General features: G+C 58.4%; 20 protein-coding genes and 1 riboswitch. Of the genes, 14 read left to right on the top strand and 6 right to left on the bottom strand.

Translation table 11 applies throughout. The features are described from left to right. Positions 1–121 precede the first annotated feature (121 nt). Positions 122–550: an FKBP-type peptidyl-prolyl cis-trans isomerase gene (locus tag AC2FFD_RS08740; protein WP_170344904.1), complete on the top strand. Its 429-nt coding sequence runs from the start codon at positions 122–124 to the stop codon at positions 548–550. Positions 551–821: 271 nt separating this feature from the next. Here the strand turns inward: AC2FFD_RS08740 and AC2FFD_RS08735 are convergent, their stop codons facing one another. Genes AC2FFD_RS08735 through fabA form a run of 3 tightly spaced genes read right to left on the bottom strand, consistent with a single transcriptional unit; the run spans position 822 to position 3389 of the window. Beyond that, a complete protein-coding gene (locus AC2FFD_RS08735) occupies positions 822–1613 on the bottom strand; it encodes an enoyl-ACP reductase FabI (RefSeq protein WP_170344905.1) in 792 nt (263 codons plus the stop codon). Between the two features lie 5 nt (positions 1614–1618). After that, a complete protein-coding gene (gene fabB / locus AC2FFD_RS08730; RefSeq protein WP_170344906.1) occupies positions 1619–2848 on the bottom strand; it encodes a beta-ketoacyl-ACP synthase I in 1230 nt (409 codons plus the stop codon). Between the two features lie 31 nt (positions 2849–2879). After that, complete coding sequence (gene fabA, locus AC2FFD_RS08725; RefSeq protein WP_152457158.1) at positions 2880–3389, bottom strand: bifunctional 3-hydroxydecanoyl-ACP dehydratase/trans-2-decenoyl-ACP isomerase; 510 nt, start codon at positions 3387–3389, stop codon at positions 2880–2882. A gap of 186 nt (positions 3390–3575) precedes the next feature. Here fabA and irrA point away from each other — a divergent pair, with 186 nt between their 5' ends. Next, positions 3576–3992 carry an iron response transcriptional regulator IrrA gene (gene irrA / locus AC2FFD_RS08720; RefSeq protein ID WP_170344907.1) on the top strand — a complete coding sequence of 139 codons (417 nt, stop codon included), beginning with the start codon at positions 3576–3578 and terminating at the stop codon, positions 3990–3992. Between the two features lie 6 nt (positions 3993–3998). Here the strand turns inward: irrA and AC2FFD_RS08715 are convergent, their stop codons facing one another. Continuing rightward, positions 3999–4895 carry a LysR family transcriptional regulator gene (locus tag AC2FFD_RS08715; protein WP_170344908.1) on the bottom strand — a complete coding sequence of 299 codons (897 nt, stop codon included), beginning with the start codon at positions 4893–4895 and terminating at the stop codon, positions 3999–4001. Between the two features lie 84 nt (positions 4896–4979). Here AC2FFD_RS08715 and AC2FFD_RS08710 point away from each other — a divergent pair, with 84 nt between their 5' ends. Further along, positions 4980–5801, top strand: coding sequence for a phytanoyl-CoA dioxygenase family protein (locus AC2FFD_RS08710; RefSeq protein ID WP_496872845.1), 822 nt, complete (start codon positions 4980–4982; stop codon positions 5799–5801). Here the strand turns inward: AC2FFD_RS08710 and AC2FFD_RS08705 are convergent. Further along, positions 5784–6647 (bottom strand): hypothetical protein, encoded by an 864-nt coding sequence (locus AC2FFD_RS08705; protein WP_496872844.1) that lies wholly within the window; start codon positions 6645–6647, stop codon positions 5784–5786. The genes AC2FFD_RS08710 and AC2FFD_RS08705 overlap by 18 nt on opposite strands. A gap of 123 nt (positions 6648–6770) precedes the next feature. Here AC2FFD_RS08705 and miaB point away from each other — a divergent pair, with 123 nt between their 5' ends. The 10 genes from miaB (at position 6771) to cmk (ending at position 17259) form a co-directional block, all read left to right on the top strand. Then, positions 6771–8090, top strand: a complete 1320-nt coding sequence (miaB, locus tag AC2FFD_RS08700; RefSeq protein WP_496872843.1) for a tRNA (N6-isopentenyl adenosine(37)-C2)-methylthiotransferase MiaB — start codon at positions 6771–6773, stop codon at positions 8088–8090. A 173-nt stretch (positions 8091–8263) separates the two neighbouring features. Next, entirely contained in the window at positions 8264–9028 is a 765-nt protein-coding gene (locus tag AC2FFD_RS08695; protein WP_257600177.1) for an outer membrane protein, read from the top strand. Positions 9029–9164: 136 nt separating this feature from the next. Beyond that, a complete protein-coding gene (locus AC2FFD_RS08690; protein ID WP_170344912.1) occupies positions 9165–10187 on the top strand; it encodes a PhoH family protein in 1023 nt (340 codons plus the stop codon). Positions 10188–10223: 36 nt separating this feature from the next. Beyond that, on the top strand, positions 10224–10718 hold the full coding sequence (gene ybeY, locus AC2FFD_RS08685) for an rRNA maturation RNase YbeY (RefSeq protein WP_496872842.1): 495 nt from the start codon (positions 10224–10226) through the stop codon (positions 10716–10718). A 36-nt stretch (positions 10719–10754) separates the two neighbouring features. Further along, positions 10755–11642 (top strand): hemolysin family protein, encoded by an 888-nt coding sequence (locus AC2FFD_RS08680; RefSeq protein WP_170344914.1) that lies wholly within the window; start codon positions 10755–10757, stop codon positions 11640–11642. After that, positions 11639–13144, top strand: coding sequence for an apolipoprotein N-acyltransferase (gene lnt / locus AC2FFD_RS08675; RefSeq protein ID WP_496872841.1), 1506 nt, complete (start codon positions 11639–11641; stop codon positions 13142–13144). Before AC2FFD_RS08680 ends, lnt begins: the two co-directional genes overlap by 4 nt. Before the next feature lie 41 nt (positions 13145–13185). Further along, positions 13186–13235, top strand: a riboswitch (SAM-SAH riboswitch). Between the two features lie 5 nt (positions 13236–13240). After that, positions 13241–14422, top strand: coding sequence for a methionine adenosyltransferase (gene metK, locus AC2FFD_RS08670; protein ID WP_496872840.1), 1182 nt, complete (start codon positions 13241–13243; stop codon positions 14420–14422). Between the two features lie 97 nt (positions 14423–14519). Beyond that, a complete protein-coding gene (trmB, locus tag AC2FFD_RS08665) occupies positions 14520–15230 on the top strand; it encodes a tRNA (guanosine(46)-N7)-methyltransferase TrmB (protein WP_496872839.1) in 711 nt (236 codons plus the stop codon). A gap of 68 nt (positions 15231–15298) precedes the next feature. Beyond that, on the top strand, positions 15299–16645 hold the full coding sequence (gene aroA, locus AC2FFD_RS08660) for a 3-phosphoshikimate 1-carboxyvinyltransferase (protein ID WP_170344918.1): 1347 nt from the start codon (positions 15299–15301) through the stop codon (positions 16643–16645). After that, on the top strand, positions 16642–17259 hold the full coding sequence (cmk, locus tag AC2FFD_RS08655) for a (d)CMP kinase (protein WP_170344919.1): 618 nt from the start codon (positions 16642–16644) through the stop codon (positions 17257–17259). The genes aroA and cmk overlap by 4 nt, the downstream gene beginning before the upstream one ends. A gap of 23 nt (positions 17260–17282) precedes the next feature. On the opposite strand, the gene AC2FFD_RS08650 is transcribed toward cmk, so the two are convergent. After that, positions 17283–17759 (bottom strand): YHS domain-containing (seleno)protein, encoded by a 477-nt coding sequence (locus tag AC2FFD_RS08650; protein ID WP_171726659.1) that lies wholly within the window; start codon positions 17757–17759, stop codon positions 17283–17285. Between the two features lie 217 nt (positions 17760–17976). Here AC2FFD_RS08650 and AC2FFD_RS08645 point away from each other — a divergent pair, with 217 nt between their 5' ends. Beyond that, positions 17977–18513, top strand: coding sequence for a hypothetical protein (locus AC2FFD_RS08645; protein WP_257600183.1), 537 nt, complete (start codon positions 17977–17979; stop codon positions 18511–18513). Positions 18514–18607 lie beyond the last annotated feature (94 nt).

The raw sequence follows: 18607 nt of genomic DNA, 5'->3' as shown, positions 1-18607 counted from the left end.
CCTCCTCTGATTGCGCGCAGGTTGGCACATCGGGGAATGGGGTGAAAGGGCCGAGGCTTTACAACATTGTGTCAACCTCTAGGGTTGGCTGCTTAACCCCTTAGAACGGCCGGAGGCCACGATGACTGAAATAAAACAGGGCGACACGGTTCGCATCCACTACACCGGGACGTTGCTGGACGGCAAAGTCTTTGACAGCTCGGACGGGCGTGATCCGCTGGAATTCGTGGTCGGGTCGGGCCAGATCATCCCAGGTTTGGACAGTGCCATGCCGGGTCTGTCCACCGGGGACAAGACGCGGGTCGAGATTGCCTGCACGGACGCCTACGGCCCGATCAACCCTGCGATGCGTCAGGAAATTCCCCGCGAAGGCATTCCAGACGACATTCCCCTGGATCCCGGGACACAATTGCAGATGCAAACGCCAGAAGGTCAGGCCGTGCCTGTAACGGTCGTGGATGCAAACGAAGCCACCGTTACCCTGGATGCAAATCACCCGCTGGCAGGGCAGGATCTGATTTTCGAGATCGAAGTCGTTTCAGTCAACTGAGACATGTTTCGGGCCGGACGTCCGGCCCGGATATCACCCTATCAGAGCGTGAATCGCGGCCCGCACCTGTGGCTGCGTAAAGAAGACAAACACCAGCAACAGTGAAGTCAACGTAAGCAATAGCACCCTGGCCCGTTGGCTGAGAAAGCCGGGCTTTCGCCGGCTTTGCGTCGCGCGTGCATTGTTTGCAATGATTTGGTCAAGTTTGCTCATATCGATTACCTGCCGCGCAATGATGGTAAAATCTGGGCAGCGGCAGGGAAAGATATGGTCACATGGCTTCGGGCTGTGGCATGCCCAGTACGTGGAAACCACCGTCAACGCGGATGATCTCACCCGACGTGCAGGCACCTGCATCTGACGTCAGGTACACAGCCGTACCGCCGACAGCTTCAAGTGTGGCGTTAGAGCGCATCGGTGCATTCTGATCGCAGAATTTGTAGGTCTTGCGGGCGCCGCCGATGGCTGCACCGGCGAGGGTTCTCATCGGCCCCGGGGAAATCGCGTTCACGCGGATGCCATCGGGGCCAAGATCGTTGGCCAGATAACGCGTTGCTGATTCCAGCGCAGCCTTTGCGACACCCATCACGTTGTAGTTGGGTACAACCCGGTTGGAGCCCTGATAAGTCAGGGTCAGCAGAGACCCGCCATTGTCTTTCATCAACGGATAGGCGCGGCGCGCGACCTCGATGAAGGAATAGGCCGAGACATCCATCGAATGCTTGAAATTTGCTCGTGTGGTATTCAGGAACCGACCTGTCAGCTCGGACTTGTCCGAATAGGCGATCGCATGGACCAGGAAGTCTATCGTTGGCCAGCGTTCGGCCAGCTCGCCAAAAGCGCGATCCAGCGACTCGTCGTCGGTGACATCCGCATCGACCATGAAATCGCTGCCCAGGCTCTGAGCCAGCGGCTCCAGCCGCTTTCCGAATGCCTCGCCCTGGTAGGTGAATGCCAGTTCGGCGCCAGCCTCGTGCATGGCCTTGGCAATGCCCCACGCAATCGAGCGGTCATTGGCCACGCCCATGATCAGGCCGCGTTTACCTTTGAGAAGATCCGACATTACTTTCACCCGTTATACCTTGACAGAACCATGGATCCGTTCGTGCCGCCAAAGCCGAAGCTGTTGGTCATGACACTGTCCAGTCCTGCATTTTCAACCACTTGAGTTGCAATTTCACCGGGCTGAATGCCTTCGGCAAGCGTTTCGACATTGATGGATGGCGCAATGAAATCATTGTCCAGCATCAGCAGGCAGAAAATCGTCTCGAGCGCGCCAGCTGCGCCCTGAGCGTGGCCTGTCATAGACTTGGTCGACGAGATGGGGGGCACATTGCCTTCGCCAAAGATGCGGCGCACGGCCTCGACCTCACCCACATCGCCGACGGGGGTCGAGGTGCCGTGGGCATTGATATAGCCAACCTTGCGCCCCTCGGGCACGGTATCCAGCGCAAGACGCATCGCGCGCTCGCCGCCCTCACCTGAAGGGGCAACCATGTCGTGGCCGTCTGAAGTTGCGGCATAACCCGTAACTTCAGCATAAATTTTGGCGCCGCGGGCCAGGGCGTGGTCCAGCTCTTCCAGAACAACGATTCCGCCGCCGCCCGAGATCACGAAACCGTCGCGGTTTTCGTCGAACGCGCGCGAGGCTTTGTCGGGTGTGTCATTGTATTTCGACGACATCGCGCCCATTGCGTCGAACAGGCAGGACAGGGTCCAGTCCAGTTCCTCGCCGCCACCGGCGAACATCACATCCTGCTTGCCCAGCATGATCTGTTCGGCCGCGTTGCCGATGCAATGCAGCGAAGTCGAGCAGGCGGACGTGATCGAATAGTTGATGCCCTTGATCTTGAATGCCGTCGCGAGATTTGCCGAAATCGTCGAGCACATGCATTTCGGCACGGCAAATGGCCCGATCCGTTTGGTCGCGCCCGTCTTCAGAACGGTCTGATGCGCCGTCAGCATGGCGCTGGTCGATGGTCCGCCAGAGCCCGCAACCAGTCCGGTGCGGGGATTGACGATCTGGTCTTCGGTCAGCCCGGAATCGGCAATCGCCTGGCTCATGGCGATATGTGCATAGGCGGCCCCGGGACCCATGAAGCGCAGTGTACGCTTGTCCACATGCTGGGCCACGTCGATCTTGAGCGTACCCGCGATCTGGCTGCGAAAACCATGTTCCGCCATCTGCTCGCTTGCCACGATCCCGGATTTACCTGCTTTGAGCGAGGTCAGAACTTCTTCGGCATTGTTCCCGATCGAGGATACAACCCCCAGACCGGTGACGACTACTCGACGCATGTGCGCACTCCTTGTTTCAGACCGTTCGGGCTCAGGCCTCGGAAAGAACGACCTTCATGTCCTTGACATCATAAATCATCTCGCCATCGGCTTCGACAATGCCATCTGCCACACCCATTGTCAGGCGACGCGTTTGAATCGCTTTTTTGAAATCGATTTTGTACGTCAGCATCTTGCGGTCCGGGCGCACCATGCCGGTCAGCTTTACTTCGCCGACGCCGACGGCCATGCCGCGCCCCTGCCATCCACGCCAGCCAAGGTTGAAACCGGTCAGCTGCCAAAGCCCGTCCAGCCCCAGACAGCCCGGCATGATCGGGTTGCCCGGGAAGTGGCATTCAAAGAACCAAAGGTCGGGTGTGATGTCGAATTCGGCCAGCACATGGCCTTTGCCGTGCAGGCCGCCATCGGCAGAGATGTCGGTGATCCGGTCCATCATCAGCATCGGTGGGGCGGGCAATTGTGCGTTGCCGGGGCCAAATAACTCGCCGCGAGCGCATTTCAGCAGATCATCTTTGTCAAAACTGCTTGGGAACTGGGCCATTCTGCCGCCTTTCCTGCCGGGGGTCTGTCTTTATATCTGGCCTCGTCTAGCACCCGTTTGCAAGGTCCTGCAAGAGCGGTGCGCCACATCATGTTGTGTTGGTTCTTATCCTGCGAATGAATTTCATTTGTAATTGCCGGTGATGCGCCCCTATATATAAAGGCAGCAATAATGGGTATCGGATCGATGACACCTCAGAGCCGCGAAATCGCAACGGGTTGGCTGGTGAATGCCGGCTTGCGACCGACGCGTCAGCGCGTGGCGCTGGCCGAGCTTCTGGTGGGCGACGGCCGCCATCGCCATGTCACCGCAGAAAGCCTTTTTGAATCGGCAAAGGCGAATGGTGATGCCGTGTCTCTGGCAACGGTCTACAACACTCTGCGTGCTTTTTGCGATGCAGGTGTGCTGCAAGAAATCACAGTGGACGGATCCAAAAGCTATTTCGACACGAACACGCATGATCATCCCCATTTTTATTGGGAAGACGACGCAAGGCTAAGTGATGCGCCATCGGATCAGCTGGTCATTCAGCGTCTTCCCGAGGCGCCGGAAGGTGTCGAAATCGCGTCTGTCGATGTCGTCATTCGCTTGCGCAAGAAGTAAAAGACCTTAAACGCCTGTCAGCCCGGCCACCAAAACACGTTCTGTCTTTTCTATGACCGTGTCAGAGGGTCCCGTTCCGTGCCGTGCCAGAACGACGGATTCTGCTGTGTCCGGATTGGCAATCGGCACGCTGACCAGATGCTTGTTGTCATAACTGAAGCTGCTGGGTGGGCTGGCATAGCTGATCCCGATTCCCTCACCATGAGCCGCAAGGCTGCGTTGAATCTCAAGGGATGCGGCCCGGTGCGCGACGGTAGGGCGCAGCCCGTGTTGGCGGAACAGGCCGAGAATGTGTTGAGCGGACAATCCTTCCGAAGACAGAATCAGCGGATAACCTTCCAGCGCTGCAAGGGTGACTTCTGTGGTTGCCGCCAACGGATGATCCGGGGACATCAAGGCCTTTGGTCTGCTGTCGAACAGCTTTGTACGGGCGAACCCCGCATCCATGGTCAGGTCGTATGTGATTGCGATGTCAATCTGGCCATCCATCAATCCATTCAGCAGCCCTTCGAAGGACCCGGCCACATACGTAAGGTTGATATCGGCGAATGTGTCGCGAAGAAGTTGCAGGGCCGGAGCCAACAGGAAGGGGGCCAGGTCCGTAAAGCAGCCCAATCTCAGTTTGGTTGTTTCCGGTACGGAGGTATCGGACGCCTCGATTCGGGCGGCATTTTTCAGCAGGACCTCGGCATGATCTATGAACGTACGCCCCTGAGGTGTCAGTGCCATGGCCGCCCCACGCCGGCGGACGAACAGCGGATACCCCAAATGGGCTTCAACGCGCGTCAGCGCAGTAGACAAGGCCGGTTGTGAAACGTTGAGATGTTGGGCCGCCGCCGACAAACTGCCGTGACGCCCGACTGCACAGACATATTCATATTGGCGCAGCGAAATATATAACATGAGATTAATAATAACTTCGAAAGATATGATTTGAACAGAATACACTGTTGCGGGCAAAAACAAAAAAAACTTCAGGAGCTTCCGATGCCACACCCTCTTGTTTCTCAGCAGATGATCGACACTTATCAGGCGGATGGCGTCGTACTGGTCAAAGGGCTGTTTGCCGATCACGTGGATCAGTTGCAGGACGGGGTGGCTGCGAATATGGCCGATCCCGGTCCGTATGCGTCCGAAAACAAGAAGGCCGGTGAAACAGGTCGTTTCTTTGATGATTATTGCAACTGGACCCGGATTCCACAGTTCCGCGAAGTGATTGAGACATCTCCCGCAGCCGAGGTCGCCGCGGATCTGATGCAATCGAAACGCGTTCAGATGTTTCACGATCACGTGCTGGTCAAGGAACCCGGTACGTCGATGGCGACACCATGGCATCAGGACGGTCCCTATTATTTCGTCGAGGGTCAGCAGACGATCAGCTTCTGGTCTCCGCTTGATCCGGTCAGGCAGGCCACGCTGCGTTGTGTTGCCGGGTCACACCGTTGGAAGAAAGAGGTTCTGCCGACCCGCTGGGTTTCCGAGGACGGCTTTTTCCCGGATGAAGGTCAGTACATCCCCGTGCCGGATCCGGATGCCGAAGGTATGAAGGTCATCGAATTCGAGATGGAGCCCGGCGATGCCGTTGCATTCAACTATCGCACGCTGCACGGCGCGCGCGGAAACCAGTCAGACAGCCGTCGCCGCGCCTTTTCCTTGCGGCTGGTTGGCGACGATGCCCGGTATGTAGAGCGCCCCGGCCGAACCTCGCCCCCGTTTCCCGGTCATGACATGACGCCGGGGCAGCGCCTGCGCGAGGATTGGTTTCCGATTTTGTTGCAGCGCCAGGCCGGCTCAGAACCACTGTCCTGATTCGATCAGTCCGAGATCCAGCAACTGGCGGGACTGCCATTCAAACGGTACCGAGTTGCGCCAGCGAAAGCTTCGGATGTCAAATGTTGACCCTGCATTGGATTTCAGCGCTTTCGCGGCCCGGAAGGAACAAATGGCGGCCGTCAGGTTGTGATGCCAGGGACAGGAATAGGTATTGTACTCCGGTTCGTTGAAGGTGTGGTCGGACCTCAGCACCAGGTGCTTTTGCGCCTTGAACACTGCGATACGGTCAATCCTGCGACGTTCGTAGGGAATGTGGTCCTCGAACCGCCACCGCAACCCGCCTGAAAGATCCACCTGACGGTCCAGCGGTTGGCCGCTTGGGTCGTGGCGGGTATGGGCATAATACCCAGCGCTGTCGAACATGGCCTGATCGGGGGCCACGCCGTTGGGATGTGCGATCAGATCCTCTGCGTACAGGTCGATGACATAGCTGAGCATCGCATTGCGACGCTCTTCACCGTGAAAGACAAGCATCTCGCCCACGCTGCGCGTTTCGCAGTAGGGAAAAAACAGGTATTCGGCGTTGTAACAATAATACATCCAGATACCGGGTGCGGCCTGAATGATCCTGTTTATGGTTTCGAAGACGACCAGCCGGGGAAAACACTTCAAACGGACCCGATGCACCTTGGCGGACAGGTCTTCTGTCAGGTGAAACTCGTCCGGTGCAAAGACGATGACGGATTTGAAGCCCAGCCTCAGATGATGGTGCAGCGTGCTGGCCAGCTCCACTTCGTCCTCGGCAAAAATCAATGCTACGGGGCCTTTGGCCAGTGCGGCCTGTCCCGATTTCAGGAAATGGTCGAGGGAATCGTACGTCATCGGGTGCTTTTTGGTCCGGCCTTTCTGGAAAGTCCTGCCAAATTCGGGTAATTGCGCCCGCATTGCAAGCGGCGTTCGAAGCGTATAGATGACGCCGATCCAGCGAATGCAAAGGCCCGTCCCATGTCCGAACCGAAAAAGCTGTTTATCAAGACTTATGGCTGTCAGATGAATGTCTATGACAGCGAACGCATGTCCGAGGCGCTGGGCGGGCAGGGCTATGTCGAAACCAAAACGCCTGACGATGCCGACATGATTCTGCTGAACACCTGTCACATCCGCGAAAAAGCGGCTGAGAAAGTGTATTCGGAACTCGGTCGCTTCAAGGGGCTGAAGGCCGAAAAGCCTGACCTGAAAATCGGTGTGGCGGGATGTGTTGCACAGGCCGAAGGTGAAGAAATCATGCGCCGCCAACCGCTGGTTGATCTGGTCGTTGGCCCGCAAAGCTATCACCGTCTGCCCGAGATGGAGGCCAAGACCCGAGCGGGCGAAAAGGCGCTGGACACTGATTTCCCGGAAGAAGACAAGTTCGAAAAGCTGAAGAACCGTCCCAAGGCCAAACGCGGCCCGACGGCGTTTCTGACGGTTCAGGAAGGCTGCGACAAGTTCTGCGCCTTCTGTGTCGTGCCTTATACACGTGGGGCCGAAGTCAGCCGCCCCGCGGATCGCATCATCCGCGAAGCCCATGATCTGGTTGAACGCGGCGTGCGCGAGATCACGCTGTTGGGTCAGAACGTCAACGCCTATCACGGGGCCGGACCCGACGGAGATATGACCCTGGCCGGGTTGATCTGGGAACTGAACAGGGTTGACGGGCTGGAACGTATCCGTTTCACCACGTCCCACCCCAATGACATGGCCGATGACCTGATCGAGGCGCATGGCACCTGTGACAAGCTGATGCCGTATCTGCACCTGCCGGTTCAGTCGGGCTCGGACCGTATCCTCAAGCGAATGAATCGCAGCCACACGGCAGAAAGTTATCTGCGCCTGATCGAGCGCATTCGTGCGGCACGCCCGGATATCGTGATGTCGGGGGATTTCATCGTCGGCTTCCCCGAAGAAACCGAAGAGGATTTTCAGGCAACGATGGATTTGGTTGAAGAGGTCAAATACGGCTACGCCTATTCCTTCAAATACTCCACACGCCCGGGAACACCTGCGGCCGAGCGGGCTCAGGTTGATCCGGCTGCGGCGGATGATCGGTTGCAGCGTCTTCAGGCCCTTATCACCCGTCATCAAAGGGAAATTCAGGACGGTATGGTTGGCCGTACAGTCCGCGTCTTGTTCGAAAAACCGGGCCGTCTGCCTGGTCAAATGGTCGGAAAATCCGAGTATCTTCACTCGGTTCACGTAAAAGGCCCCGAGATTGCCGTTGGTGATCTGAAAGAGGTCCGGATCACCGAGTCAGGCGCCAACTCTTTGGCGGGTGAACTGCTCTGAGTCGGTGAGATTCCGCCGTTCAGGCACCATAGTTGGTGTTTGTTTCCAAAATTTACCCTTGATTTATTGCTTGGAACTATGCTCCGAGAGGAGCCATGTTTTTTCGGGCGCCAGTTTTTGCGTCTAAAAAACGATTATACGCCGATCCGAAGGTCGGAGTGATGGAGGTATGAGTGTCAATCTTGAAGAGCTTCAGGGCCTTGAGCCTGGTGAAAACCTTGCCCGTGGCTTCCGCGGTCACTCTACTTGCCAGCGCGACGATTGCCGGGGATTTGAAAGGCAAAACAACCGATCCAGTTGTAATTAGCCCCAAGAAATTCAGCAGTGACGTCAGTGCATTTTACCTGGGGATTTCTGGTGGCTACGGTTCGGGCAGGGACGATCGATTTGGTCTGAGAACGCCCGCCGGGTTGTTTGATGTCGGCGACCTCAAAGTGTCCGGAACTTATGGTGGCTTTCGCGGTGGTTGGCGCGGTGTTCTGCCTTCCAGGTGGGGGCGTGATTTCGTCTATGGTTTTGAAGTCAGTTATGATTTCGGATCCTTGGATGACAGTGTACGGGCCCAGATCGGCGGGTCTAACGTCGAGGGTGGGGCCGAGATATCTGACGTTTTGTCCCTCAAATATCGAAGCGGCCTGACAAGCCGAAACGGTCGGGTTCTTTACTTTTTCAGCGTCGGGTACCTGTGGGGCGATGTTGAAACGACCAACAGCATCACATCGGGAACTTCGGTACAGAGCTTTTCGGCGTCGGACAGGCGGGGCGGATACACCGCAAGCATCGGTGCCGAACACAAGCTGACCGACAATTGGTCAGTCACCGGCGAATACGAATACGTCCAGTTCAAATCCGAGGACGTTCAATTCGGTTCGGGCTTTTCCACGAAGTCGACACCGAAATACGGCGGTTTGAGATTCGGGCTGAACTATACTTTCTGATGTCCGTCTGACATGCATTTTTCTTTACTGTGATCTGCGCTTTTGTCATCCGTGGGCTTATTTTTGAAACTGTGGCTTGCGCCCACCGAGATTTGTTGGCTACGCTCGGGGTGAACCGCCAAGACAGGAGAACGGATTGGCCATCGGTGCCCTGACCCCACCGCAAGATGAAATGCCCCAACGCGAGGCGTTTGTAGAGTTTCCCGACAACCGATTGTTGATTGACCTGTGTGGCGAATACGACCGCAATCTGACCGACATCGAAAGCAAGCTTTCCGTCCAGATCGTACGCCGCGGCAATCAGCTTGTCGTGATGGGCGATGAGGACGCTCAGAAGCAGGCTATCGAGGTGCTGCAATCGCTTTACACGCGGCTGGAAGGCGGGCGTGAGGTCGAGGCCGCGGACGTGGACCGGGAACTGCGGATGGGTGGTTCGGAACAGGGGACCGGCAGCCGAGACGGCGATCAGCTGGAAATGTTCAAGGGCGGTTCAGTCGAGATCAAAACCCGCAAGAAACTGGTGGAACCGCGCACGGACGCCCAGAAGGCTTATGTGCAGTCACTGTTTCAAAACGAGCTTGCATTTGGCATCGGACCTGCCGGCACGGGGAAAACCTATCTGGCTGTCGCCGTGGGCGTGTCGATGTTCATTGGCGGACATGTGGATCGAATCATCCTCAGCCGCCCGGCGGTCGAGGCGGGTGAAAAACTGGGCTATCTGCCCGGTGACATGAAAGACAAGGTCGATCCCTACATGCAGCCGCTGTACGACGCGCTGAATGATTTTCTGCCCGGCAAGCAACTGGCCAAGCTGATCGAGGAAAAGCGAATCGAAATAGCGCCGCTGGCGTTCATGCGTGGACGCACATTGGCCAATGCGTTCGTGGTGCTGGACGAAGCACAGAACGCCACGACCATGCAGATGAAGATGTTCCTGACACGTCTGGGCGAGGGCAGCCGCATGGTAATCACCGGCGACAGGTCTCAGGTGGATTTGCCACGCGGCGTCCAGTCCGGGCTTCAGGATGCGGAAAGACTGTTGAAAACGATTCCCAATATCAGCTTCAACTATTTCACGTCCAAAGACGTGGTTCGCCACCCGCTTGTGGCCGCGATCATCGAGGCGTATGAGGCGGATGCGGGCCGCGAAACCAGTTGATTGCAAGGCTCATTCACAGGGCTGTTGTGCGATAAGATGAATCTGGAACTCACTGTCGAAGACGACCGGTGGCAAGGGCTTGAAGCTTTGTCGCGGCAGGTGATATCCGCCGTCCTGTCCCATGCGGAACTGGACCCGGAGTGTTGCGAGGTCAGCGTTCTGGGATGTGATGACGCGCGCATTTCGGAACTGAACGCCGAGTTTCGCGGCAAACCTACCGCCACCAATGTTCTGAGCTGGCCGGCAGAAGATTTGGCCCCGGACGAAGCCGGGCAAGCGCCGCATCCGCCAAAGCCGGATTTCACCGGTGAAATTCCTTTGGGCGATATTGCGATTTCCTTCGACACATGTGCGCGAGAGGCCGATGAGGCAGGCAAGGACATTGACGATCACGTCATTCATTTGCTTGTTCACGGAACGTTGCATTTGCTGGGATATGATCACATTCGTGACCCCGATGCCGCTTTGATGGAAGGGATTGAGGTCGAGATACTTGGCAAGTTGGGTATAGATGACCCATATAAGGTATAAAGTGGGTCATGTGACCCGATCAGTTGGAACAAGGTAATGGGCGAAACAGACGGCAGTTCTGGGGCAGCGCAAAGCGCGCAACCTCAGGACAGCGGCAATGATACAGAAGAGAAAAGCGGGTTTATTTCCCGAATTTTCGATGCGTTTTCGGGTCATGAGACTCAGCAAAACCCGGTGATGAATGGGCAGAGCGCAGCGGCAGCTCCGCCTCATGGGATGATGAACTTGCGCCGGATGCGCGTCGAAGACGTGGCCATTCCCACGGCCGAGATCATCGCGGTTCCTTCTACCATCACCAAGGATGAACTGGCCGACGTGTTCCGGGACAGTGGGTTGTCCAGAATCCCGGTCTATGAAGGAACGCTGGATACGCCGTTGGGCTTCGTTCACCTCAAGGATTTCGCACTGACCCATGGTTTCAATGGCGGTGCGGACAAATTTGACCTGAAATCCATGTTGCGCACGCTTTTGTTCGTGCCGCCTTCAATGCCGATCGGGGTCCTGCTGACCAAGATGCAGACCGAACGTCGCCATATGGCGTTGGTGATTGATGAGTATGGCGGAGTCGACGGGCTGCTGACGATCGAAGACCTGATAGAACAGGTCGTGGGTGAAATCGCGGACGAACACGATGCAGACGAAGATCAGCTCTGGGTGCAGGAAAAGCCGGGCTGTTACGTTGTGCAGGCACGTGTGCCGCTTGAGGACTTCGAGGCCGAGATCGGCAGATCCCTGACCAGCCACGAGGATGTGGATGAAGAAGACATCGACACGCTTGGCGGGCTTGTGTTCATGCTGTCCGGGCGTGTTCCGGCGCGGGGTGAGGTCGTGATCCATCCGGAAGGACCGGAATTCGAAGTGATCGAAGCCGACCCGCGGCGCATCAAACGGTTGCGCGTCATGCTGCCGGACGTGGCTGCATGACGCCTGTCCGGGGCTGGCCGTCATCGTTGAGATTTTTTGCCGCCGCCGCACTGGGCGCCGTCGGCGCTTTTGGCCAGGCGCCGCATGGGTATTGGGGCGCTACGGTTCTTGCGCTGATTTTGATCGTTCCGGTTTTCCTTGCCAGTGAAACCCGCGCTCGCGCGGGGTTGATCGGCTGGTTCTTCGCCACCGGCTATTTTGCACATGCACTCAGCTGGATCATCGAGCCCTTTCAGGTGGACGCAGAGCGCCACGCCTGGATGGCACCGTTCGCGCTGGTGTTCATGGCCGGCGGGCTCGCCCTGTTCTGGGCGGTTGCGTTTCGACTGGCGCGGCATGTTGGCGCGACCGCCATGCAGCAAGGCGTTTTGCTGATCGCAACGCTGTCGCTGGCCGAACTGGCACGGGGATATGTGCTGACCGGATTCCCCTGGGGCGGAGTGGCGCAAATCTGGGTGAATACGCCCGTGGCGCAAGTGCTGTCTCTGGTGGGGCCATATGGCTTGAATGCGCTGACATTTGCCGTGGCGTTTCCGATAGGGGCGGCACTGGTTCAGGAAAGACGCGTGCGTGCACTGGTCCGGCCGCTGGGATTTGCGGTTGCGGCGGCGGTGCTGGCGATTGGCTATGGGTCGATGCGGCCAACGGTTCAGGACAGCCCGCACACAGTTCGTGTTGTTCAGCCCAACGCGCCGCAGCATCAAAAGTGGGACCCGGCTTTTGCGCCCTTGTTTTTCGCCCGCCAGATTGAGTATTCAGCCGCTTTGCCCGGACCGGACCTGATCGTCTGGCCCGAGACCTCAGTTCCAGCCTGGCTGGGCAGCGCACAACCGTATTTGACGGCCATCGCGGATGCCGCTCAGGGGACGCCCGTGGTTTTGGGGATCCAGCGCGGAGACGGCCCGAGGATCTTCAACTCGATGGTCTATCTGGATGAAGCCGGGCAGCAGGGCGGTCTGTATGACAAACACCATCTGGCCCCTTTTGGGGAATATGTGCCTTTTGGCGAGTTGATGGGCCGTTTTGGGATTTATGGGATGGCGGCCACGACGGGGCATGGATTCAGCGCGGGGCCGGGGCCTGATCTTTTGGACCTTGGCGAATTGGGAAAGGCGTTGCCTCTGATCTGTTACGAAGCCGTGTTCCCGCAGGATGTGAACGGTGCGCCGGGCCGGGCAGACTTTCTGTTGCAGATCACCAATGACGCATGGTTCGGAACGCGTTCCGGACCGTTTCAGCATCTGGCGCAGGCCCGGATGAGGGCGATTGAGCAGGGTCTGCCGATGATCCGTTCGGCCAATACCGGCATATCGGCCATGATTGACCCGCTGGGTCAGATCACGGCCTCATTGGCTTTGGGCAAGGCGGGATACGTGGATGCGATCCTGCCGCAGCCACAACGGCCAACAGTTTATTCCCGCATCGGGGACAGCCCCGTTCTTGCCGCGCTATTGTTTCTTGCTGCATTGGCGTGGTTCAACATCAGCCGCCTGACCAAATAATTAGAGATTGACCCCATCTTGAAGCGCGCGTATGCGTCTGTGACCTGTCACAACGGCTTCCTGGCGTGGCGGAGAAACCCCTAATGGAGCGCATTTATGTCCCGACAGAACTATACATTTACTTCGGAATCCGTTTCCGAAGGGCATCCTGACAAGGTCTGCGACCGTATCTCGGATGCTGTCCTTGATGCATTTCTCAACGAAGAACCAGAAGCCCGTGTGGCCTGCGAAACCTTTGCAACAACCAACCGGGTTGTGATCGGTGGCGAAGTAGGCCTGTCTGATCAAGACAAGCTGCACGACTACATGGGGCGCATCGAACAGATCGCTCGTGATTGTGTGAAAGACATCGGTTACGAGCAGGACAAGTTTCACCACGAAACCGTCGAAGTAACCAACCTGCTGCACGAACAATCCGCCCATATCGCTCAGGGCGTTGATGCGGCGGATGACAAGGACGAAGGCGCCGGCGACCAGGGCATCATGTTTGGTTATGCCACGACTGAAACTCCGGCGCTGATGCCTGCACCGATCCAGTACTCGCACGCTATCCTGCGGCGTCTGGCGGAAGTACGCAAGAACGGCACCGAACCTGCTTTGGGCCCCGATGCAAAGTCGCAGTTGTCGGTCGTTTATCAGGATGGCAAACCGGTTGGTGTCAGCTCGATCGTTCTTTCTACGCAGCATCTGGATGAAGCGCTGTCTTCTGATGATATCCGCGCCATCGTAGAACCTTACATCCGTGAAACCCTGCCCGACGGCTGGCTGTCGGCAGAAACCGAATGGCACGTCAACCCGACCGGCAAGTTCGTTATTGGCGGACCGGATGGTGACGCGGGCCTGACCGGGCGCAAGATCATCGTGGATACCTATGGCGGCGCGGCCCCGCATGGCGGCGGCGCGTTCTCGGGCAAAGACCCGACCAAGGTTGACCGCTCGGCAGCATACGCAGCACGCTATCTGGCCAAAAACGTCGTGGCGGCGGGCATGGCCGAACGCTGCACGATTCAGCTGAGCTATGCGATTGGCGTGTCCAAGCCGCTGTCGATCTACGCCGACACCCATGGAACCGGCCAATTGGCGGATGCGGTTATCGAAAAAGCTGTGGGTGAGGTCATGGATCTGACACCGCGCGGCATTCGCCAGCATCTGCAACTGAACAAACCGATCTATCAGCGCACAGCTGCTTACGGCCACTTTGGTCGCCAGCCGAGCGATGATGGTGGTTTCAGCTGGGAGCGCACCGATCTGGTCGATGCGTTGAAAGCCGCAGTCTGATCTGAACAACACAAAGCGCGCCTTTCAGGGCGCGCTTTTTCCTTGTGCGTACCGCGCGCCCTTGCAACGTTCTCTGGCGCGCAGTATGGCGACCGCCATGAGCACCGAGACCCCACAACGCCCGCGCAGAAACTTCTATGGCCGCTTCAAGGGCAAGACCCTGAAGCCCAGCCAAAAGACCTATCTGAACGAAGATCTGGCGGCTTTGTCGCCCGGTGCGGTGGATTGGGACACAAACCCCGACCGCAGGCCGTTGGACCTGAACACGTTGTTCGGCGGCAAGCCGGTCTGGCTGGAAGTCGGCTTTGGCGGCGGCGAACACCTGGTTCATCAGGCGCAAAGCAACCCCGACATCGGCATCATCGGGGCCGAGCCCTATATCAACGGCGTTGCCATGCTGTTGGGCAAAATTCGGCAGGCGGGGGTTGATAACCTTGCTGTGCATCCCGGCGATGCCCGAGACCTGTTCGACGTGCTGCCAGAGGCCAGTATATCGCGCGCCTTCCTTCTGTATCCTGACCCGTGGCCCAAAACCCGGCATCACCGTCGCCGTTTCGTGACACCGGAACATCTTGAACCGTTGGCGAAGGTCCTGAAGCCCGGATCGATCTTCCGGGTCGCCACGGACATCCCCGACTATGTGCGGCAGACGCTGGAGGAAGTCCCCCGCGCCGGGTTCGAGTGGCTGGCCGAACGCCCCGCAGATTGGCGCGAGCCGTGGGAAGACTGGATTTCCACACGCTACGAGCAGAAGGCCTTGCGTGAAGGTCGCACGCCCCATTACCTGACCTTCCGCCGCAAAGACTGATTGCCGCTGGACCAACCGGTGCCAATTCGCTAATCGGCTTGAGCACTGATAGCGCAAAAGGAGCCCCCATGTCCGGACACGGAACGCCCATCCCGATGACCTCGCATCCCTGCGGCCCGCTGACCGGCACGGCAGAGGTGCCGGGCGACAAGTCGATTTCGCACCGGTCGTTGATCCTTGGTGCGATGGCCGTGGGCGAGACCAGGATCTCGGGATTGCTCGAAGGTGAGGACGTCTTGGACACCGCAAAGGCAATGCGGGCATTCGGGGCAGAAGTCACAGATCATGGCGGCGGCGAATGGACCGTGCATGGCGTGGGTGTCGGCGGGTTTGCCGAACCGGATCAGGTGATTGACTGCGGCAATTCCGGCACCGGGGTGCGACTGATCATGGGTGCCATGGCGACCTCGCCGATTGTGGCAACGTTTACCGGGGATGCCAGCCTGAACAAGCGTCCCATGGCGCGGGTAACGGATCCGCTTGCGTTGTTTGGTGCGCAGGCCGTGGGCCGCTCGGGGGGGCGTTTGCCAATGACGATCGTCGGTGCGGCGGACCCGACTCCGGTCCGGTACGAAGTTCCGGTGCCCTCGGCCCAGGTGAAATCCGCCGTCCTGCTGGCGGGGCTGAATGCCCCCGGCAAAACCGTGGTTATCGAGAAAGAGGCAACCCGCGATCATTCCGAGCGGATGTTGTCCGGGTTCGGTGCCGAAATCACGGTGGAAGACACCGATGAAGGCCGGGTCATCACTTTGACGGGGCGCCCCGAATTGAAGCCGCAGGTCATCGCCGTACCGCGCGACCCGTCCAGCGCGGCCTTCCCGGTTTGCGCGGCGCTGATCACGCCCGGTTCGGACGTTCTGGTGCCGGGTATCGGCCTGAACCCCACGCGCGCGGGCCTGTTCACGACGCTGCGCGAGATGGGTGCCGACCTGACCTATGAAAACGAACGCGAAGAGGGCGGCGAGCCAGTTGCCGATCTGCGCGCGAAATACTCGCCAAACATGAAGGGCATTGACGTGCCGCCTGAACGCGCGGCCTCGATGATCGACGAATACCCCGTTTTGTCCGTGGTTGCCGCAAACGCCATGGGCACCACGATGATGGGCGGAGTGAAGGAACTCCGGGTGAAGGAAAGCGACCGCATCGATGCCATGGCGCGCGGTCTGCGCGCCAACGGCGTCACGGTCAACGAGGGTGACGACTGGTGGTCGGTCGAAGGGTTGGGCATCGGCAAGGTTCCGGGTGGCGGAACGTGCGAAAGCTTCCTGGATCACCGTATTGCCATGTCCTTCATGGTGATGGGCATGGGCGCGATGAACCCGGTAAGCGTGGATGATGGTGGCCCGATCGCGACCTCCTTCCCGATTTTTGAGCCGTTGATGGCGTCGCTTGGTGCAAAGGTAGAGCGCAGGTGAGCTTCACTGTCGCGATTGACGGACCTGCGGCTGCGGGCAAGGGCACGATCTCCAAGGCCGTTGCGGCGCATTTCGGGTTCGCACATCTGGACACCGGCTTGCTGTATCGCGCCGTCGGGCGGCGTACCCTCGAAGGGTTTGGTGCGCTTGAAGCTGCGCAGGCCCTGACCGCCGAAGAGCTTGAGCAGGGTGATCTGCGCACGGCTGAAATCGCGCAGGCCGCCTCCAAAGTGGCGGTGATCCCCGAGGTTCGCGCTGCCTTGGTGGATTTTCAGCGCGCCTTTGCCCGAAGGTCAGGCGGGGCGGTCTTGGATGGGCGCGACATCGGGACGGTGATTTGTCCCAATGCCGAGGTGAAGCTGTTTGTAACGGCCAGCCCGGAGGTAAGAGCCGAACGCCGGTTTCTGGAGCTTAGCGCAAAAGGGGCTGACGTGACGCGCGAACAGGTTCTGGCAGATGTCAAAGAGCGGGATGCGCGGGACGCAGAGCGCAGCGCTGCGCCGATGAAGCCAGCTGAGGATGCAGTGCAACTGGATACAACAGACCTCAGCATCGAGGCTGCATTGGCCAAAGCGCTTGAAATCATCAGCGCGAAACTGCCCGCGACGCGCTGACGTCGCAGGCAGGGGGGCGGAGTTTACAGCTCGCCTACGGCGATGCTTTTGATGTTTGCCCACTGTTCATCCGCCGTTTTTGCGGTGGCGGGAACGTCCTTCAGGAAGGCCGCGCGGGTTTCGGCGTTCAGGAACAGGTACAGTTTTCCATCTGCTACCAGGTACTGATCCGGGTCTCCGTCAAACTTCTTGCCGACTGACACCCCGAACGAGCAGAACCCACCATGCTGCGGCAGGTAGGCCGCCGGGTTCGCCTCGAACGCTTCGAGGTTGGCGGCGGTGGTGAAGTAATAGGATGCGCCATCATAGGTCGCCGAGTGGGTGGCGAAGCCTTCGACCGGGTTGCCATCATTGACCAATGCAACCAGATCGACCCCATGTGCGGCAAGCGGGGCGCCTGCGGCCGAGATGCCGTTCGACACGTTGATTTCGTCGGCGGCAAAAGCCGGAGTGGACAGGGCGATAGCAGCTGCCAGGGCGGTGAAGACGATGGTTTTCATTACACGTTTCCTTTTGGTTCTGGGTTCGGGTCGATCGGATCGTCGACCGGTGAAACATAGTTAGGGGATGAAAGTTGGACGTGTAATCGCAGATAGGCCATCAGATATTGCAGATCGTACAAGTATCTGAATTGAGGGAAGGCGCATTCACCAAGCTTTGTTTGGTCAGTGCGGGTTTTCGCACCTATGCTGATAGAATGCCCGCAGGAGTGTCATCATGATCCGATTAGCCCTCATTCTTGTTTTCATTGCCCGAAGCCTTGCCGCGCAAGAGACAGTGCAAAGCCCACCCGAAGCTGAACCGCCGATGACGTATGAACGGCTGGGCAACATTCTTTTTGCACTTGACCCCGAAGCGGAGCCGAGCGGTCCCGGGTTTCAATTGACGATTGCAGGGGTGCAGGTCTTGGTCATCACCGACACCAATGCGGATCGGATGCGGGCCATGGTCCCGATCCGCAGCGCCGAGGCCCTGTCGGAGGAAGACTTGATCCGAATGATGCAGGCCAATTTCGACAGTACGCTGGATGCCCGGTACGCGATCGCCAATGGCACCTTGTGGGCTGCGTTTATCCATCCGTTGTCCCTGTTGGAAAAAGACCAGTTGATCTCGGGGCTGGCCCAGACTGTGAACATCGCCAGGACATATGGCACCCTGTATTCCGGCGGCGCGGCAGAGTTCGGAGGCGGCGACAGCACCGATCTGCAACGAGAGCTGATTGAAGAGCTGCTGAAGAAAGGCGAAGAGATCTGAGCGGCACCGTGAATTTGGGATTGGCGTGACGCCAGCGGACTGGCCGTCGTTGCACGGCCGGGTCTTCAGTCCGGTTCGTCATAGGCCCTAGATG

This window comes from Ruegeria sp. YTSC002 (genome assembly GCF_059609845.1).
This window is presented reverse-complemented; position numbering and strand designations above follow the sequence as displayed.

Coding starts and splice junctions, on each gene's coding strand:
- AC2FFD_RS08740 (WP_170344904.1), top strand. CDS start 122: ATGACTGAAATAAAACAGGGCGACACGGTTCGCATCCACTACACCGGG.
- AC2FFD_RS08735 (WP_170344905.1), bottom strand. CDS start 1,613: ATGTCGGATCTTCTCAAAGGTAAACGCGGCCTGATCATGGGCGTGGCC.
- fabB (WP_170344906.1), bottom strand. CDS start 2,848: ATGCGTCGAGTAGTCGTCACCGGTCTGGGGGTTGTATCCTCGATCGGG.
- fabA (WP_152457158.1), bottom strand. CDS start 3,389: ATGGCCCAGTTCCCAAGCAGTTTTGACAAAGATGATCTGCTGAAATGC.
- irrA (WP_170344907.1), top strand. CDS start 3,576: ATGACACCTCAGAGCCGCGAAATCGCAACGGGTTGGCTGGTGAATGCC.
- AC2FFD_RS08715 (WP_170344908.1), bottom strand. CDS start 4,895: ATGTTATATATTTCGCTGCGCCAATATGAATATGTCTGTGCAGTCGGG.
- AC2FFD_RS08710 (WP_496872845.1), top strand. CDS start 4,980: ATGCCACACCCTCTTGTTTCTCAGCAGATGATCGACACTTATCAGGCG.
- AC2FFD_RS08705 (WP_496872844.1), bottom strand. CDS start 6,647: ATGACGTACGATTCCCTCGACCATTTCCTGAAATCGGGACAGGCCGCA.
- miaB (WP_496872843.1), top strand. CDS start 6,771: ATGTCCGAACCGAAAAAGCTGTTTATCAAGACTTATGGCTGTCAGATG.
- ybeY (WP_496872842.1), top strand. CDS start 10,224: ATGAATCTGGAACTCACTGTCGAAGACGACCGGTGGCAAGGGCTTGAA.
- AC2FFD_RS08680 (WP_170344914.1), top strand. CDS start 10,755: ATGGGCGAAACAGACGGCAGTTCTGGGGCAGCGCAAAGCGCGCAACCT.
- lnt (WP_496872841.1), top strand. CDS start 11,639: ATGACGCCTGTCCGGGGCTGGCCGTCATCGTTGAGATTTTTTGCCGCC.
- metK (WP_496872840.1), top strand. CDS start 13,241: ATGTCCCGACAGAACTATACATTTACTTCGGAATCCGTTTCCGAAGGG.
- trmB (WP_496872839.1), top strand. CDS start 14,520: ATGAGCACCGAGACCCCACAACGCCCGCGCAGAAACTTCTATGGCCGC.
- aroA (WP_170344918.1), top strand. CDS start 15,299: ATGTCCGGACACGGAACGCCCATCCCGATGACCTCGCATCCCTGCGGC.
- AC2FFD_RS08650 (WP_171726659.1), bottom strand. CDS start 17,759: ATGAAAACCATCGTCTTCACCGCCCTGGCAGCTGCTATCGCCCTGTCC.
- AC2FFD_RS08645 (WP_257600183.1), top strand. CDS start 17,977: ATGATCCGATTAGCCCTCATTCTTGTTTTCATTGCCCGAAGCCTTGCC.